The sequence below is a fragment of the Pseudomonas sp. BSw22131 genome, from assembly GCF_026810445.1.
In the GTDB taxonomy this organism is placed as follows: Bacteria; Pseudomonadota; Gammaproteobacteria; order Pseudomonadales; family Pseudomonadaceae; genus Aquipseudomonas; species Aquipseudomonas huanghezhanensis.
In genome coordinates, this window is sequence record NZ_CP113949.1 from 3160648 (window position 1) to 3176887 (window position 16240).

General features: G+C 61.1%; 16 protein-coding genes and 2 riboswitches. Of the genes, 8 read left to right on the forward strand and 8 right to left on the reverse strand.

The genetic code is table 11. The features are described 5' to 3' along the window. Positions 1-101: 101 nt before the first annotated feature. The gene (locus OYW20_RS14090) at positions 102-707 is read right to left on the reverse strand and encodes an FMN-dependent NADH-azoreductase (protein WP_268796586.1); all 606 of its coding nucleotides are present in this window, start codon (positions 705-707) and stop codon (positions 102-104) included. Between the two features lie 130 nt (positions 708-837). Here OYW20_RS14090 and OYW20_RS14095 point away from each other — a divergent pair, with 130 nt between their 5' ends. Next, positions 838-1740 carry a LysR substrate-binding domain-containing protein gene (locus OYW20_RS14095; protein ID WP_268796587.1) on the forward strand — a complete coding sequence of 301 codons (903 nt, stop codon included), beginning with the start codon at positions 838-840 and terminating at the stop codon, positions 1738-1740. A 54-nt stretch (positions 1741-1794) separates the two neighbouring features. Here the strand turns inward: OYW20_RS14095 and OYW20_RS14100 are convergent, their stop codons facing one another. Both OYW20_RS14100 and OYW20_RS14105 read right to left on the reverse strand, forming a co-directional pair. Beyond that, positions 1795-2169, reverse strand: a complete 375-nt coding sequence (locus tag OYW20_RS14100; RefSeq protein WP_268796588.1) for a DUF1294 domain-containing protein — start codon at positions 2167-2169, stop codon at positions 1795-1797. 75 nt (positions 2170-2244) lie between these two features. Then, positions 2245-3075 carry an undecaprenyl-diphosphate phosphatase gene (locus tag OYW20_RS14105; protein WP_268796589.1) on the reverse strand — a complete coding sequence of 277 codons (831 nt, stop codon included), beginning with the start codon at positions 3073-3075 and terminating at the stop codon, positions 2245-2247. 347 nt (positions 3076-3422) lie between these two features. Here OYW20_RS14105 and pnuC point away from each other — a divergent pair, with 347 nt between their 5' ends. Further along, complete coding sequence (gene pnuC, locus OYW20_RS14110; RefSeq protein ID WP_268796590.1) at positions 3423-3986, forward strand: nicotinamide riboside transporter PnuC; 564 nt, start codon at positions 3423-3425, stop codon at positions 3984-3986. A gap of 3 nt (positions 3987-3989) precedes the next feature. Then, the gene (locus OYW20_RS14115) at positions 3990-4520 is read left to right on the forward strand and encodes an AAA family ATPase (RefSeq protein ID WP_268796591.1); all 531 of its coding nucleotides are present in this window, start codon (positions 3990-3992) and stop codon (positions 4518-4520) included. Positions 4521-4571: 51 nt separating this feature from the next. Here the strand turns inward: OYW20_RS14115 and OYW20_RS14120 are convergent, their stop codons facing one another. Next, complete coding sequence (locus tag OYW20_RS14120; protein ID WP_268796592.1) at positions 4572-5891, reverse strand: sigma-54 dependent transcriptional regulator; 1320 nt, start codon at positions 5889-5891, stop codon at positions 4572-4574. Between the two features lie 389 nt (positions 5892-6280). Here OYW20_RS14120 and OYW20_RS14125 point away from each other — a divergent pair, with 389 nt between their 5' ends. Further along, positions 6281-6547 carry a hypothetical protein gene (locus tag OYW20_RS14125; RefSeq protein WP_268796593.1) on the forward strand — a complete coding sequence of 89 codons (267 nt, stop codon included), beginning with the start codon at positions 6281-6283 and terminating at the stop codon, positions 6545-6547. A gap of 148 nt (positions 6548-6695) precedes the next feature. Here the strand turns inward: OYW20_RS14125 and OYW20_RS14130 are convergent, their stop codons facing one another. The 4 genes from OYW20_RS14130 to cobW form a co-directional block, all read right to left on the reverse strand. Then, complete coding sequence (locus OYW20_RS14130) at positions 6696-7250, reverse strand: vWA domain-containing protein (protein ID WP_328284827.1); 555 nt, start codon at positions 7248-7250, stop codon at positions 6696-6698. A 101-nt stretch (positions 7251-7351) separates the two neighbouring features. Continuing rightward, positions 7352-8371: an ATP-binding protein gene (locus OYW20_RS14135; RefSeq protein WP_268796594.1), complete on the reverse strand. Its 1020-nt coding sequence runs from the start codon at positions 8369-8371 to the stop codon at positions 7352-7354. 64 nt (positions 8372-8435) lie between these two features. After that, positions 8436-12200 (reverse strand): cobaltochelatase subunit CobN, encoded by a 3765-nt coding sequence (cobN, locus tag OYW20_RS14140; RefSeq protein ID WP_268796595.1) that lies wholly within the window; start codon positions 12198-12200, stop codon positions 8436-8438. A 3-nt stretch (positions 12201-12203) separates the two neighbouring features. After that, positions 12204-13283, reverse strand: coding sequence for a cobalamin biosynthesis protein CobW (gene cobW, locus OYW20_RS14145; RefSeq protein WP_268796596.1), 1080 nt, complete (start codon positions 13281-13283; stop codon positions 12204-12206). A 131-nt stretch (positions 13284-13414) separates the two neighbouring features. Beyond that, positions 13415-13634, reverse strand: a riboswitch (cobalamin riboswitch). A 95-nt stretch (positions 13635-13729) separates the two neighbouring features. Then, positions 13730-13965, forward strand: a riboswitch (cobalamin riboswitch). 97 nt (positions 13966-14062) lie between these two features. Between cobW and OYW20_RS14150 the strand changes: the two genes are divergently transcribed. Genes OYW20_RS14150 through cobM form a run of 4 tightly spaced genes read left to right on the forward strand, consistent with a single transcriptional unit; the run spans position 14063 to position 16167 of the window. Further along, entirely contained in the window at positions 14063-14251 is a 189-nt protein-coding gene (locus OYW20_RS14150; protein WP_268796597.1) for a CbtB domain-containing protein, read from the forward strand. A gap of 11 nt (positions 14252-14262) precedes the next feature. After that, the gene (locus tag OYW20_RS14155; protein WP_268796598.1) at positions 14263-14988 is read left to right on the forward strand and encodes a CbtA family protein; all 726 of its coding nucleotides are present in this window, start codon (positions 14263-14265) and stop codon (positions 14986-14988) included. Next, complete coding sequence (locus OYW20_RS14160) at positions 14985-15401, forward strand: cobalamin biosynthesis protein (RefSeq protein ID WP_268796599.1); 417 nt, start codon at positions 14985-14987, stop codon at positions 15399-15401. Before OYW20_RS14155 ends, OYW20_RS14160 begins: the two co-directional genes overlap by 4 nt. Before the next feature lie 19 nt (positions 15402-15420). Beyond that, positions 15421-16167, forward strand: a complete 747-nt coding sequence (gene cobM, locus OYW20_RS14165) for a precorrin-4 C(11)-methyltransferase (RefSeq protein WP_268796600.1) — start codon at positions 15421-15423, stop codon at positions 16165-16167. The last annotated feature ends 73 nt before the right edge of the window (positions 16168-16240 follow it).

Here is a 16240-nt window from a genome sequence, read left to right on the forward strand (position 1 = left end):
AAAAGCAAAAGGCCCCGCCACCCTTCGCACGAGACGCAGGCTGGCAGGGCTTGCAAAAGCACCTGTTGAACGCGGGGCCGGTCAACCACGCGTTTGGGCTATCAAGCGAACAAGGCTTCTTTGATCTGCTTCTGTGCCGCAGCCATGGCGTTGGCGCGGGACTCGTCGCCATAGGCCAGACCGTGCGCGAAAACAAACTCCAGATCGGTCACACCAATGAACGTGAACAACACCTTCAGCAGGTCTTCATGACCAACACTGGACGGCTGACCGACGTGCAGACCACCTGCCGTTGAAACGATGATGACCTTCTTGCCGCCGCACAGGCCGACAGGCCCGGATTCGGTGTAGCGGAAAGTGCGACCCGCGACCGTGATGCGGTCGATCCAGGCTTTCAACTGACTTGGGATGGTGAAGTTGTACATCGGCGCACCGATCACCATCACGTCAGAAGACAGAAACTCTTCAAGCGTGGCTTCGTTGGATTGCACTTCCAGGATCTGCGCCGCATCGCGCTCTTCAACCGGTGTGCCGGCGGCTGCAAGGCTCGCGGCAGAGAAATGGCCGAGTGCGTCGCTCGCCAGGTCGCGATAGACGACTTGAGTGTCGACGTGGGTGGCCTGCCAGCTTTCAACAACGCTGTGGCTAAGCTGACGGGACGCGGAATGGTCACCAAGGATGCTGGAATCGATGTGCAAGAGTTTCATGAGGGTTGTTCCTGAAGTGAGAATCGCCGGCTCGCGATCAAGTGGCGATCATCCTATAGCGCAACGCAATAACTGATTAGTCAGCAAAAATGCGATAGCTTGTCCCACTGATAGGACAATCGAGCACGCCATGCAAGATCTGAACGATCTCTACTATTTCGCCAAAGTCGTCGAATGCGGCGGTTTTGCAGCCGCTGGACGTGTGCTGGGCATCCCCAAGTCGCGCTTGTCCCGGCGTATCGCCGAGCTGGAGACGCGGCTCAATGCGAGTTTGCTGCAGCGCACCACCCGCAAACTGGCGCTGACAGCGGTGGGCGAGCGCTACCTTCAGCACTGCCAGGCAATGCTGCTGGAAGCGGAGATGGCCGACGAGGCCGTCGCCAGCTTGTCCGCCGAGCCACGCGGGCGGTTGCGAGTGTCGTGCCCGTTGGGCATGACGAACTGGAATCTCACCGAGGTGGTGACCAGCTTTCTGTGCCAATTCCCTCAGGTGCAGCTGGAATTGTTGTTGGTCAATCGGCGGGTGGATCTGGTCAACGAGGGCATTGATGTCGCGATGCGCGTGCGTGATATAGGCGATGAAGATCCCAACCTGATCGTGCGTCACTTGGCGCCCGCCTCCGCTGCACTGGTGGCAGCGCCAGCATTGATCGCCGGCAAACGCATCCTCAGGCCGCAAGACCTCGCCAGCCTGCCCGTGCTGGGCGCCATTGAAGCCGACCGCAAGGTGCATCTGCATCTGGTTCATCAACAGGGCGAACGCTGCGAGGTGGCCATCGAGCCGCGACTGGCAATCGATGATTTCCCCATCCGCAAAGGCGCGGCGCTGGCGGGGCTTGGCGTGACCGTGCTGCCGATGATGGATTGCCACGCTGAACTTGCCGACGGCAGCCTGATTGAACTGCTGCCGGACTGGTCAGTCCCCAGTGGTAATTTGCAGGCCGCCTACACCCAGCGTCGCGGTGCGTTGCCAGCGGTAAGAGCGTGGATTGATCACGTCACGGTTGCGTTCAAAGACACCCACTGCGCCTGAAAGCGCAGTGGGTCGCTCAAAGCGCTTCTTTCAACGTGCCGCCTTCTGAATCTTTCAGTAAAAGTGCCGGGACAAGAAATTCCCACCCAGCACCAGCCGATCAATCCAGAACAGCTCATGCAGCGCGACGATGCACCAGAACACTGCCTGATAAGACACTTTGCGCGTCTTGTGCCGGAACGCTTGTTGGGCGACCAGAGCCCCCGGCCACCCGCCGAGCAATTCGGCTGCGTGGAGGATTTTCTCCGGCGTGCGCTGACCCTCTCCCTTGGCGCGACGCTTGTCGTGCCAGTACAGCAGAACCGTCACCACGCACATCAGCGCATAAACGGCCGCTGGCCACCACGATCCGTCGCGCAGCCATAACATCGCCACCCCGTAACCCGGCAGCGCGCACAGCAATAACAGCACCAATAGTTTGGTGCGCAAGAAGCACACCGGAGATCGGGGCTGATTGGATGATGTGCACTTGCCATCGTTTGTAACGCGCGGATCCATCCGGCGTTACCCCTTCACGCTCGCCCAGTCGATCCAGCCAAACTGCCAGGTCGCGAGGATCAGCAGACCAAACACAATCCGGTAGTAAGCGAAGACCGCGTAGCTGTGGTTGGCGATGAACTTGAGCAACGCTTTCACGGCGATCATGGCGAAGATGAACGAGGTGATGAAGCCCACCGCGAACACCGGGAAATCGCCCGGTTGAAACAGGCTGTGGTACTTGTAGCCCGAGTAAACCGACGCCGCGACCATGGTGGGCATCGCCAGAAAAAACGAGAACTCGGTGGCGGTTTTGCGTGAAAGGCCGAACAGCAGGCCGCCGATGATCGTCGCGCCAGAGCGCGAGGTGCCCGGAATCATCGCCAGGCACTGTGCGAAACCCACTTTCAATGCATCTTGCCAGGTCATCTCGTCAACGGTTTCGGCATGGACAACATGCTGCCGACGCTCGGCCCACAACATGATGAAACCGCCAATCACCAGCGCCGTGGCCACGGTGATCGGGTTAAACAGATATTCGTGGATCAGGTCGGCGAACATCACTCCCAACACCATCGCCGGCAACACGCCGATGATCAGGTTGGCCGTGAAGCGCCGGGCTTTTGGATCGGTCGTCAAACCGCCGACCACGTCAAAAATCTTGCGTCGGAACTCCCACACCACGGCCAGGATCGCGCCCAACTGAATGATGATGTTGAACGCCATCGCGCGCTCGCCACCAAAATTGATCAAATCGGCGACGATGATCTGGTGCCCGGTGCTCGATATCGGCAAGAACTCTGTCAGACCTTCTACAACCCCAAGAATCAACGCCTGTGCAGCGGTCCAAAGATCCATCATTCCCCCAATGGACCGTGCTCATGGCACGGCCGTCGATATTTATGTGCAAGTGCTGCGGGCAATAGATGAGTGAACATGAACGCTGCATGAACGGCTCACGTTTACCTGCCCAAACGCACAAGCGCGGCGATGCTAGCAGACCTGCCAGCTGAACGCTCTAGCATGAAAAATGGCGCGTAAGTTTTGACGTTTTCAACCCTCTCCCCTGTCGCTGATCACTGTCTGGATCGGGGGAGTTCAGGGCCATTTCAGCACCACACACGTGCGCATAAAGCGCTTACAATCGCCGGCCGGATTTTTCGGGTTTCACTGCATCTACCTCACCTTCATTATCAGGAGTCGCCATGTCAGGGCTTGAACTGTTCGCTGCCGCGCTGGGCGTGATTGCCGTCTGGCTCACAGTCAAACAGAACCCGTGGTGCTGGCCCATCGGGCTGGTCATGGTGCTGCTCTATACCTGGATCTTCTTCGACATAAAGCTTTACTCGGACATGCTGCTGCAAGTGGTTTACGCGGTGTTGCAGCTGTACGGCTGGTGGCAATGGACCCGACGGGGCGACGCGGTCAGTGGGCGAAACGTGACATCACTGGGCGTAGGCCCTTTGCTCGCCAGCCTGGCGGTGGGCGCGGGGGTGAGCGTGGCGTTGGGCGCGGCGATGGCGCACTTCACCGACGCCGCTCAGCCCTGGCTTGATGCCGCTCTCACCGGCTTCAGCCTGGTGGCACAAGTCTGGATGGCGCAAAAGCGCGTGCAGTGCTGGCCGTTGTGGATCTTGCTGGACGTGATTTTTGTCGGCCTGTTCCTCTACAAGGGTCTGTATGTGACGGCCGCGCTCTATGCGCTGTTCACGCTGCTGGCGGTGCAAGGCTGGCGTGACTGGCGCGCTGACCCGGCCCTGGCGCACTGATCGATGAAGACTCTGGTACTCGCAGGCCCGGAATCCAGCGGCAAGAGCTGGCTGGCCGCGCAGTTGCAGCAACGGTTCGGCGGCGAACTGGTGGGCGAATACGTCCGCCACTTCATCGATCAGAGGCAGCGAGACACCTGCTACGCCGATATCCCGGAGATCGCACGAGGTCAGTTGGCCTGGGAGGACGCCGCCCGCGCCCGCACGCCAGGGTTGCTGATTCTGGATACCCACCTGCTGAGCAACATGCTCTGGAGTAAAACCCTGTTTGCCGATTGCCCGCAATGGCTGGAGCACGCTCTGCTCAGCCGCCATTACGACCTGACCCTGCTGCTGGCCGCAGACGGTGTGGAATGGGTGGCCGACGGGCAACGTTGTCAGCCGGCTTTGGGCGAGCGTCAGGCATTCTTTGACGCAAGCCAGCGCTGGCTCGATCAGCATCACCAGACGCACCAAGTGGTGGGCGGCGACTGGGATGAGCGACGTGCGCACGCCTTCCAGGCCGTGTCCGAACTCTTGAAGCCTGAACCGTAAACGCCATCAGGCCGACAACACGACCCGGGCGCCGAGGTTCATTGAGTTGCCTTAGCGAATCTGGTGCTTGTGCAGCAACCGGTAAAACGTGGGGCGCGAAACGCCGAGTACCTTGGCAGCCACGCTGAGGTTGTCGCTGTGACGAGTGAGAACGTCGCACAACGCCTGGCGCTCGGCGCGGGATTTATAGTCATCCAGCGTGCCCATGCTCGAACTGATTTCCTCTTCGCCCAACAACCCCAGATCAAACGCCTCGATCTGACGCCCCTCGGCCAGCACCAATCCTCGCCGTACGCGGTTTTCAAGCTCCCGGACATTACCCGGCCAGTCATGCTTGCCCATCGCGACCAACGCATCCTGACTGAAGTTACGGGGACGCCGCCCGGTTTCCTGGCTGTAGAAATGCGCAAAGTGATTGGCCAGCAAGGCCAGGTCCCCGTGCCGCTCGCGCAACGGTGCGGTGCCGGCCTGCAGCACGTTGAGACGGTAGTAGAGGTCTTCGCGAAAACGTTTTTCTCGAATGGCGGCTTCGAGGTCGATGTGCGTAGCGGCCAGTACCCGCACGTCGATCGGCACCGACTCACCGTCTACGTCCAGGAGCCGGTCATGCAGAAAACGCAGCAGGTTGGCCTGTGCATCAAGCGGTAAATCGCCGACTTCATCGAGAAACAGTGTGCCGCCATTTGCCGCTTCTATGCGACCGACCTTGCGCGGCTGAGCGCCAGAAAACACGTCCTCGTGATACCCGAACAGTTCAGGCTGCAACAGATGTTCGGGGATGGCGCTGCAGTTGATCGAGACGAAGGGTTTGTCCCGACGCTGGGACTGCTGGTGCAGCGTGCGGGCGACCAGTTCTTTGCCAGTGCCGCTTTCGCCACGAATCAAGACCGGGGACTCGGTCGGCGCCAGCTTGGTGATTAATCGACGAAGCTCGCGAACAGGACGGCTTTCACCGAGCAGTTGATGCTCCGGTGCGCTGCCGTAATGGACGCCCTGGGCACGCAGCCGCGCCATCCCATAAGCGCGGCCGAGCGTCACCTGAACCCGCGCAACATCAAACGGCAATGTATGAAAATCAAAAAACGATTCACACACAAAATCGCCAATCTTGTCGCGGCGCAGATCGTCTGGCGTCAGCACTGCGATCCACTCAGTGTTGCTGCGGGTGATCAAATCTTTGACCACCTCCGGATGATCGAAATGTTGAGGCATCAGTCGGATCAGACCCACATCACACGGACGAGACGCAGCAGATTGCAGCGTACAGCTGTCGACCTCCCAGCCCGCAGCGCGCAAGTCAGGTATCAAGCGAAGACTTTCATCGCAAGGTTCGACAATTAACAGGCGACGGGTTGATGCCAGCTCATGCATATCGTTTCCTTGGCGCCAAGATTCAAATAAGGATCCATATAAAAGCTTTTTAGAAACAGTGCCTTGGCGACGCTGATCGCTACATTAGCAAGTTTTTTGACACTCTCTTGAACCAAATCTCTATAAGCCTAAGATCAAAAAGTGCTTAAAAAAGATGACGTCTGCATATCAGGAAATCAGAAGATGCGGAGGTGCTCGCGGAATGAGCCTGCGACGTTTTGTCCTGCGTCCTACAGGCCTTGTAAGACGTGCATTACAGACTGGTCGCAAAATTATTGTGACGGAAGGTGTGACTTGGGGCCGGGTTGCCGTCATCAGTACACCTATACAGCCGGACGGGACGCCCGCCGCCGGTGATTGAATGGATAACGGGCTTTTGAGGAAACGCCATGAACGCCCCTTTGCGCTTTAACGAAGCCTTGCTGATCGCCGGTCGCGCCTTTCACCCGTTTCAATGTGTGGCCTGGGCTCCCCAGGAAGGTAACGGCGAGCTGAGCCTGACCGTCGTTGACCGCACCAGCAACCGCATCGGTCGCAAGCAGATTCCGCTTAGCGCCTATTCGGATCCTCGACAACTGGCAGCGATGCTGGAACAGGCCCGTGCAGAAATCAGCGGCGAAGGCTACAGCCTTGAGCCCTGGACCATGCCAGCGTGAAACGCGTGCCGTTTCGCGAATGAATTCGCGCCTACAGAGGCTGCACCGCAGTCCTGTAGGCCCCCACTTTGTTGGCGAGGCGATCTAACGGTGTGAACCCTTTCTGACGAAGTCACGCGAATGAATTCGCGCCCACCGCTCTTCATGCCTACAGATCGTTCAGATGCCGATACTCGGCGCCGATCATCGTTGCGATGTCTGCCGCCCTTCCTAGCCGTATCGGCCCTTGCTCCATATCGATCAGCACGCTGGGGCACTCGAATGCCGGGATTGGCGGCATCTGCTTGATGCGCCCATCGGTAAGCACCAGAACCCGCTGCGCCTGGGTCGGGTAACGCTTCTGACGCTCGCGCAGCCAGTCTCCCGCCTGACTCAGCGCATCGAACAGCGGCGTGCCGCCACCTGCACCCAATCCATCCAGCCATGGCTGCAACGACGCCGTCGCTTTGAATCCGTGGTGCTGCCAGCGCGCAGCACCGCCACTGGCCGTGAGCAACGCGAGCCGGGCGCGGCGTCGGTAAGCATCATCGAACAATTGCGCCAGCAACCCTTTTGCCTGGCTCAAGGCCTTATGCCTTCGGGTAGAGGCCGATGCGTCGACAATCACCAGCCATATTTCACCCGGGCGTGCGCTGCGGGGCTGACGAACCAGATCCGCACGACGCGTCGGGCGCCCCCGCAGCAAAGTCGGCAACCAGGCAATTGCACCGTCTGCCCCGGCACGTGGAGCGCCGCTTTTACCGCCACTGAGTCGACCCGGCCGGGGGCTGGCATCCGCCCCCTTGATCGAACGAGGGCGGATGCCTAAGGCTTTTTTGGCCAGCTGGGGATGTCCCGGCGCTCCCCGGTGGTTATCGGTTGCGCAGGCAACTCGCCCCAACTGCCCTGCCCTTGATTGGGTGGTGTGGGTTGTGGCTGATCGGCCTCGGGACGCGACGAAGGCGGCGGCGGTGGCGACGAGGGCGATTCCGAGGGCTGACGTCGCCGATGGCGCAGGGCAAACTCGGCCACCGCATCAATGTCCTCCTCCTCAATCACCGACACGCCGCGCCATGCCGCATGCGCCCGGGCCGCACGCAGCCAGACCAGGTCAGCGCGCAAGCCGTCAACACCCGCGGCGAAACACCGCTCGGTAATCACTTCCAGGCTGCGGTCATCCAGTTCGATGTCCGACAGCAAGACGCGCGCACGTTCGCAACGCGACCTAAGCTCGGCTTGCTGCGCCTCCCATTGCTGGCAGAACGTCTCGGGCGAGGCATCAAAATCCAGGCGCCGGCGGATGATCTGGCTGCGCTCGGTTGGCGCGGTCTGCCCGCTCAACGCGACGTTCAGGCCGAAACGATCGAGCAGTTGAGGGCGCAACTCTCCCTCTTCAGGGTTCATGGTGCCAATCAGCACGAACCGGGCCGCATGACGATGGGATATGCCGTCGCGCTCCACCAGATTGATTCCGCTTGCGGCGACGTCCAGCAACAGGTCCACAAGATGATCCGGCAGCAGATTGACCTCATCGACGTACAGCACCCCGCCGTCGGACTTGGCCAGCACACCCGGAGAGAACGCCGCACGGCCTTCGCTCAGGGCCGCATCAAGATCAAGCGTACCGACCAGCCGCTCTTCGGTTGCGCCCAGCGGCAAGGTCACGAACTGACCACTGGCGAGCAAATCGGCCAGCCCCCTCGCCAAAGTGGACTTAGCCATCCCGCGCGGCCCTTCGATCAACACCCCGCCGATCTTCGGGTCGATGGCCGTGAGGCACAGCGCCAGTTTCAGCGCTTCAGCGCCGACCACAGCGGCCAAGGGGAAATGCGGGATGTCGTTCATTCTCAATTCTCGTTTTTGACGTGTAGAGCCGGACGTTCAGCCAGCAGCTTTTGCACAGCCAGCCTCACGACTCTTCAATGTCCAGCAACAGGTTTTCCAGCGCCTCGCGGTACTCGCCGGGCTCTTGCCACAGGCCGCGTTGCTGGGCCTCCAGCATGCGTTCGGTCATGTCGCGCAGCGCGTCAGGGTTGTGTTGCTGGATGAACTCACGGGTAGACGGGTCAAGCAGGTACGCGTCGGCGAGCAGCGCGTATTGATGATCGTCGATCAGTTCGGTGGTGGCATCGAACGCAAACAGAAAGTCCACGGTGGCAGCCATTTCAAACGCGCCTTTATAGCCGTGACGCTTGACCCCCTCGATCCATTTGGGGTTCGCCGCACGCGAACGCACAACGCGGTTCAGCTCTTCCTTGAGGGTGCGAATCTTCGGCAGATCGGGTTGACTGTGGTCACCATGGTAGCTCGCAGTTTTGGCGCCGCTGAGGGTCTCGGCCGCCGCGAGCATGCCGCCCTGGAACTGGTAGTAGTCATTGGAATCGAGTAGATCGTGTTCGCGATTGTCTTGATTCTGCAGCACCGCCTGCACCTGGCTCAGGCGTTGCGCAAACCGCTCGCGCGCCGGCGTGCCCTCATCGCTGGCGCCGTACGCGTATCCGCCCCAATTGAGATAAACCTCAGCGAGGTCTTCGCGGCTTTGCCACAGGCGTCCGTCGATAGCGTTCTGCACGCCGGCGCCATAGGCACCCGGTTTAGCGCCGAAAATCCGCCAGCCTGCCTGACGCGCCGCATGCTCGGGAGTAGCCCCGGCGCGCTCGAATTCAGCGCGCTCGTCTCGCACACGGGCCGAGAGCGGGTTCATATCGTCGGGTTCGTCCAGCGCTGCAACGGCCTGCACGGCGGCGTCGAACAGGCGAATCAGATTGGCGAACGCGTCGCGGAAAAACCCCGACACCCGCAGCGTCACATCAACACGCGGGCGGTCGAGGAGGCTCAGCGGCAGAATCTCAAAATCATCGACACGCTGACTGCCCGTTGCCCAGACCGGACGCACGCCCATCAGCGCCATCGCCTGGGCAATGTCGTCGCCGCCGGTGCGCATCGTCGCCGTCCCCCAGACAGACAATCCCAGTTGACGCAAATGGTCACCGTTGTCCTGCAAGTGCCGCTCCAGCAACAGATTTGCCGATTGAAATCCGATGCGCCATGCGGTGGTGGTGGGCAGGTTGCGCACGTCCACCGAGAAAAAATTGCGCCCCGTCGGCAGCACATCAAGGCGCCCACGGCTGGGTGCACCGCTGGGGCCGGCAGGCACGAATCGCCCGCTCAGGGCATCCAGCAAACCCTGCATCTCTGCCGGACCGCATGCGTCCAGACGCGGGGCCACCTCTTCTTTCAACGCATTAACAATAAGCTCCAACTCATTGTTTTCAAAAAATTTACCGTCGACCGGATTCGCCAATACGCGCTCAATCAGACGCGCCGCGTAGAGCTCCAGACGCTCCCGTGTGTCACCCACGGTTCGCCAAGGTTCGTCGCTGACTTCATGTAACGCATGAGGTTTGGGACCGGTCCACGGGTCACCCAACACACAGTCCAGCGGATCGATACCGAGGTCGAACGCTTTGCTCAACACCCTCAGCACACTCGCTTGCGCGCCCTTGCCGTCGCCACGCGGGATGCGCAACAGCGCCAGCAACGTATCAATGCGCAAACGTCCGCTCGGGGACTCGCCAAACACGTGGAGGCCGTCACGGATTTGCGACTCCTTCAGGTCGCACAGATAGGTGTCCAGACGCGGCAGCCAGACCGCGGCGTCTGACTCGGCATCAAAACCTTCTTCGAGCGCCAGTTCACGGTCAATGTGGGTTTCGCGCACCAGCCTGAGAATGTCCTTTTGCAGCTCTCTGGCACGGCGCGGATCAAGTAGCTGCGCTTCGTAGTATTCGTCCGCCAGCACTTCCAGATCGCGCAAAGGGCCATACGTTTCAGCGCGCGTGAGCGGCGGCATCAGGTGATCGATGATCACTGCCTGGGTGCGGCGTTTGGCCTGGGCGCCCTCACCAGGATCGTTGACGATGAACGGGTAAATGTTAGGCATCGGCCCGAGAATCGCATCTGGCCAACAGTGTTCCGACAACCCGACACCTTTACCCGGCAACCACTCCAGATTGCCGTGCTTGCCGACGTGGATCACAGCGTGGGCGCCGTAGCTTTTGCGCAACCAGAAATAAAACGCCAGATAGCCGTGCGGCGGCACAAGGTCTGGGTCGTGATACACAGCGCTGTGATCGACGCCGTAACCGCGCGCCGGCTGGATGCCAATGAAGGTCAGACCAAAGCGCAGCCCGGCGACCATCATCCGCCCGCCCCGGCACATGGGGTCGGTGTCGGGCGCACCCCAGCGCTCAGTGACTGCATGTTGATTGGCCTCGGGCAAGGCAGCGAAAGCGGCGAGGTACTCGTCCATCGCCATGCTCTGGTGGCACGGACGCTGGTCCCGGCCCTCGGGATCATTGGTCACGCCGCCCAACAATGCGTGAATCAACGCCGTGCCGCTCTCAGGCAGCGGTGCCAGGGGATAGCCCTCGTTTAGCAGCGCACGCAGGATATTCAGCGCGGCGGCCGGTGTGTCGAGGCCTACGCCATTGCCGATTCGCCCGTCGCGTGTCGGGTAATTAGCCAGAATCAGCGCCACACGCTTGTCGTGATTGGGCAAACGCCCCAGTAAAGCCCAGCGTCGCGCCAGTTCGGCGACGAAGTCCATGCGCTCAGGCTGGGGGCGATAGCACACAACGTCCGACTGGCTGCGCTCGCTGTACCACGCCAGGTCCTTGAAGCTGATCGGCCGGCTGATGATTCGCCCATCCAGCTCAGGCAGCGCAATGTGCATCGCCAGATCCCGGGCACCAAGGCCTTGTTCGCTGGCCTGCCATGCGGGCTCGTTGTCTTGCGCACAGATGGCCTGAATCACCGGAATGTTTCGGCGAAACGGGCGCAGGTGCGGGGCTTCAGGGCTGGACTGGGCAAAGCCCGTGGTGTTGAGGATGATCTCGGTGTCGGTTTCGTCCATCCAGTCCTGCAACGCCGCCATGCAGCCAGCCTCTTTGAGGCTGGCTACGGCGATGGGCAGAGGATTGAGTCCCTGCGCGAGCAAGCGCTCGCAGAACACATCTATAAACCCGGTATTGGCCGCTTGCAGGTGCGAGCGGTAGAACAACAAGGCCGCCACCGGTTGCTCGGGCAACCAGTCGGCCTGCCAGTCACCGAGCGTGGCACTGGCTTTTTTGGGGTGGTAGATAACGGTCCGCTGCAGGGGCTGCGGCTCGGTCCACGGATAATCGCGGCCGAACCAGCTACTGGCCATGCAGTTATACAACTGCATGGCATTGTGCTTGCCGCCCTGTCGCAGGAAATGCCATAGCCGCTCGGCCTCTTCTGCCGGCACACTGCTCAGACCGGTCAGTTCGGGATCTGGCCGATCACAACCGGGCATCAGAATCAATTTCACGCCACGTGCCGCCAGCTCCACCAGACGCTCGACGCCATAGCGCCAGTAGCCGATACCGCCGTGCAAAGAAAGCAGAATCACCTTGGCGTGGCGCAGCACCTCGTCCACGTAAAGGTCGACCGAGGCATGGTTCTGCACCTGCATGGGGTTGGCCAGACGAAAGCTTGGGTAATCGTCCGGGAGTTGCCGGGCCGTTTCAGCCAGCAACGCCAGACTGGAATCGCCGCTGCACAGAATCACCAGTTCGGCGGGGGTTTGACCGAGGTCAGCGATGCTGTCGTCCGGGACAAACCCGCCGGGCTGGGTTCTGAGCAGGTGCATGGATTAACCTTTGGCCGCAACGGAGGAAACCGCAGCGCGCAGCTGTGATTCGAGCACCGTAGCGTCGAGTTCCTGACCGATCAGCACCAGATGTGTCACGCGCTCTTCTTCAGGCTTCCAGGCGCGGTCAAAATGCTTGTCGAACCGCGTGCCAACGCCTTGCACCAACAGGCGCATCGGCTTGCCGGGGATGGCAGCGAAGCCTTTCACGCGCAAGATGCCGTGCTGCACGACGGCCTGAGTCAGCGCGTCCAGCAGCAGGCTTTCGTCGGCTTGGGGCAAGGTGATGGAAATCGAGTCGAAAGCATCATGATCGTGGTCCTCATGATCGTCGCCTTCGTGGTGATCGTGGTGGGTCTTGCGGCTGTCGATGTGTTGCTCGGACTCAGCGCCCAGGCCCAGCAGCACGCTGATCGGCAGTTGACCTTTGCTGGCCTCGATGACTTTGACCGCCGGGGGCAACTCTTCGGCGACTTCAGCACGCACCGCGGCCAGCGAGTCGGCGTCGAGCATGTCGGCCTTGTTGAGGATCACCAGATCGGCGCTCGCCAGTTGGTCCGCGAACAGCTCATGCAGGGGCGACTCGTGGTCCAGATTGGGGTCGAGCTTGCGCTGCGCATCGACCTGATCCGGGAATGCCGCAAAGGTACCTGCCAGCACGGCCGGGCTGTCGACCACGGTGATCACGGCGTCAACGGTGCAGGCGTTGCGGATTTCCGGCCACTGAAACGCCTGCACCAACGGCTTGGGCAGTGCCAGCCCGCTGGTTTCGATGAGGAGGTGGTCGAGGTCGCCACGTCGGGCAACCAGTTCGCGCATGACCGGGAAGAACTCTTCCTGAACGGTGCAGCACAAGCAGCCGTTGGCCAGCTCGTAAACCCGGCCGTAGGCTTCTTCTTCGGTGCAGCCGATGGTGCATTGTTTGAGAATTTCGCCGTCGATGCCCAGCTCGCCGAACTCGTTGACGATCACCGCGATGCGGCGTCCTTCAGCGTTGTCGAGCATGTGGCGCAGCAGAGTCGTTTTGCCCGAACCGAGAAAGCCGGTGACGATGGTGACGGGGAGTTTGGCCAGTGTTTTCATCGGTTGCCCTCAGGCTTTGCGGCGGGCAAAAGGGACGAAAACGACGCAGCACTGAGACTGGCTGGCCGTTGGATTCGCCACCGGATCACCCCGCCCGGTTGTAATGAGAATGAATGGGGCTCGTGCTCGCGCATGGCTCCCGGGTCGAGGCAGGTCTCCTGGCTTACGGTGGCGTGCCGGGCGCTGGAGATGCGCGACAAGCATTCATCGCGCCTTCCCGCTCGCGCAGTGGCTGTGCAATGAACATGACCGTTTACAGTTGCGGGGGCAGCTGCGGCGTCTGACCGCATTCCCTTCTTAGCACTGGCCCGGACGTCACCGGACCTGCGAACCTCGACTGCCGCAAGGCTACGCAGTGACCCTGTTCAGGTCAATCTCCGCAAGGCTCATTACCACCTGCGCACACGGCCGGCCCGCAATTGACGCTGGCCGCCCGGCCATGCTCTCCTACACGCCTTGTTACGGGTGCCCTTCACAGGGTGAAACGGGAAACCGGTGCGTGCAAGCCTTCGGCTTGCGCAAGTCCGGCGCTGCCCCCGCAACGGTAAGCGAGAGAAGAGTCAGATCCACTGTGTCTTTCACGCCAACTGCGTGCGGCATGGGAAGGGACTCTTGAAGGTGCCACGCGCTGCGCGCTGCACCCCTCGCGAGCCCGGAGACCGGCCCGAAACGTTCACATCACAAACCCGCGGTGGGCGGGCGCTGTTGAGTCCCTGCTGACGCCTGTCAGCGGGCTTCACTGCGCTTTCCTGTTCGCTGACATTTCAGAGGGACGCGCCATGTCGATCAGTACCACCGGCCCAATCACTACCGCCAGCAGCACCACCCAGACCCAACGCCTGACCGCCTCTGTCAGCGCGATGATCCTGGGCGCATGCCTGGTGTATTTCGCCGGTTTTTCGCACATCGATGCAGTACACAACGCCGCGCATGACACCCGTCACAGCTCAGCCTTCCCTTGCCATTGAGGTCCGACGCCATGTTCAAGCGTATCGCTCAAACGGCAGGATTCACCGGGCTGCTGGCCGCTCTGTTGCTGACCGTTCTGCAAAGCTTCTGGGTGGCGCCGCTGATTCTTCAGGCCGAAACCTATGAAAAGGCGCCCGCCTCCGAGGTGCAACCGCATGAGCACAGTGACGGCGCCATGGCCGCGCATGTGCATGACGCGCAAGCGTGGGAGCCGGAAGACGGCTGGCAACGCGTGCTGTCCACCACAGGTGGCAATCTGGTGGTCGCGGTCGGTTTTGCGCTGATGCTTGCGGCGCTGTATACGCTGCGTGCGCCGGGCCGTACTGCTGAGGGCGCATTGTGGGGGCTGGCGGGTTTTGCCGTGTTCGTCCTCGCGCCGACCCTGGGCCTGCCACCCGAGTTGCCGGGCACCGCTGCAGCTGATCTGACCCAGCGCCAGTTCTGGTGGATCAGCGCCGCCGCGTCGACAGCCGTGGCGCTGGCCCTGTTGGTATTCGCCCACCACTGGATGCTCAAGGTGCTGGCTGCGGCGATTCTGCTGGTGCCGCACGTGATTGGCGCGCCGCAGCCGCTAATTCACTCCAGCCTGGCACCGGAAGCGCTTGAATCGCAGTTCAAAATCGCCTCATTGCTGACCAACGCCGTGTTCTGGGTGGCTATGGGCCTCATCAGCGCCTGGCTGTTCCGTCGCAAAAATCCGGAACTGAACGCAGCCGGGTTGTCCCACGCCGCATGAGCCAGCCAGTTCTGTCTACAGTCCGGGTGATCGGCATCGGCTGCAAACGCGGTTGTCCGGTCGAAGTGCTGGCGGGGTTGATCGACGAAAGCCTTGCGCTCTTTGGCATGGCCGTCGGCGACGTAACTGCCCTCGCCTCCATCGACCTCAAATCTTCAGAGCCGGGATTGCTGGCGCTGAGCGAAAGGCTCGGTGTGCCGTTGGTGTTTTTCAGCGCGGATCAAGTGGCGGAGTTCGAGCAAAGACTGAGTCATCGCTCGCAAGCTGCTTTCGACGCGACCGGCTGCTATGGCGTCGCTGAAAGCACAGCGCTGGCATTGGCAGCTCGCTTGTGTGCCGCTCCTGTCCACTTGTTGATTGCACGCCGCAACAAGGACGATGCCACCTTCGCCCTGGCTGGTTCGTACACCTGAGTAAACTTCGGAGACCCCCATGACCGTCTATTTCATCGGCGCAGGCCCCGGCGATCCAGAGCTGATCACCGTCAAAGGGCAACGCCTGATCGGTAACTGCCCGGTCATCATTTACGCCGGTTCGCTGGTTCCGGAAGCCGTGCTTGAAGGTCATCGAGCCGTTCAGGTCATCAACAGCGCCGAATTGCACCTCGAGCAAATTATCGCCCTGATGAAATCTGCTCATGAACGGGGTCAAGACGTTGCGCGTGTGCATTCGGGAGACCCGAGCCTGTATGGCGCAATTGGCGAGCAGATTCGTCACCTGCGCGAGCTGGGCATTGCGTTTGAAATCATCCCAGGCGTCACCGCAACAGCCGCGTGCGCTGCGCTGCTGGGTGCCGAATTGACGCTGCCGGACATTTCCCAGAGCGTGATTCTGACCCGCTACGCCGACAAAACCTCCATGCCTGCCGGCGAGGCGCTGGGCGAGCTGGCGCAGCACACCGCAACGATGGCGATTCACCTCGGGGTCAAGAACCTCGGGAAGATCGTCGCCGAGTTGATGCCCCACTACGGCACCGACTGCCCGATTGCAGTGGTGCATAGAGCCAGCTGGCCGGATCAGGACTGGGTAGTCGGGACACTGGCAGATATCGAGGCGAAAGTGCAGGACAAGGGGTTTCGGCGTACCGCTCTGATTCTGGTCGGGCGCGTGCTGGGCAACGAAGTGTTCAGCGAGTCGTCCCTGTATCACGCGGGTCACGCACATGTTTTCAGGCCTTAGCTCGTCATCCCGGTTTCGCTTCCTGTACAGACTGTGTGAAAACCTAGCCAACCCGCCCCAGATCTAAGAAAAT

Excerpts from the sequence above, each read along its gene's own strand:
- OYW20_RS14160 (WP_268796599.1), top strand. The coding sequence starts at position 14,985 with ATGAGCCAGCCAGTTCTGTCTACAGTCCGGGTGATCGGCATCGGCTGC.
- OYW20_RS14150 (WP_268796597.1), top strand. The coding sequence starts at position 14,063 with ATGTCGATCAGTACCACCGGCCCAATCACTACCGCCAGCAGCACCACC.
- OYW20_RS14115 (WP_268796591.1), top strand. The coding sequence starts at position 3,990 with ATGAAGACTCTGGTACTCGCAGGCCCGGAATCCAGCGGCAAGAGCTGG.
- OYW20_RS14105 (WP_268796589.1), bottom strand. The coding sequence starts at position 3,075 with ATGGATCTTTGGACCGCTGCACAGGCGTTGATTCTTGGGGTTGTAGAA.
- pnuC (WP_268796590.1), top strand. The coding sequence starts at position 3,423 with ATGTCAGGGCTTGAACTGTTCGCTGCCGCGCTGGGCGTGATTGCCGTC.
- OYW20_RS14095 (WP_268796587.1), top strand. The coding sequence starts at position 838 with ATGCAAGATCTGAACGATCTCTACTATTTCGCCAAAGTCGTCGAATGC.
- cobW (WP_268796596.1), bottom strand. The coding sequence starts at position 13,283 with ATGAAAACACTGGCCAAACTCCCCGTCACCATCGTCACCGGCTTTCTC.
- OYW20_RS14090 (WP_268796586.1), bottom strand. The coding sequence starts at position 707 with ATGAAACTCTTGCACATCGATTCCAGCATCCTTGGTGACCATTCCGCG.
- OYW20_RS14135 (WP_268796594.1), bottom strand. The coding sequence starts at position 8,371 with ATGAACGACATCCCGCATTTCCCCTTGGCCGCTGTGGTCGGCGCTGAA.
- cobN (WP_268796595.1), bottom strand. The coding sequence starts at position 12,200 with ATGCACCTGCTCAGAACCCAGCCCGGCGGGTTTGTCCCGGACGACAGC.
- OYW20_RS14125 (WP_268796593.1), top strand. The coding sequence starts at position 6,281 with ATGAACGCCCCTTTGCGCTTTAACGAAGCCTTGCTGATCGCCGGTCGC.
- OYW20_RS14120 (WP_268796592.1), bottom strand. The coding sequence starts at position 5,891 with ATGCATGAGCTGGCATCAACCCGTCGCCTGTTAATTGTCGAACCTTGC.
- cobM (WP_268796600.1), top strand. The coding sequence starts at position 15,421 with ATGACCGTCTATTTCATCGGCGCAGGCCCCGGCGATCCAGAGCTGATC.
- OYW20_RS14155 (WP_268796598.1), top strand. The coding sequence starts at position 14,263 with ATGTTCAAGCGTATCGCTCAAACGGCAGGATTCACCGGGCTGCTGGCC.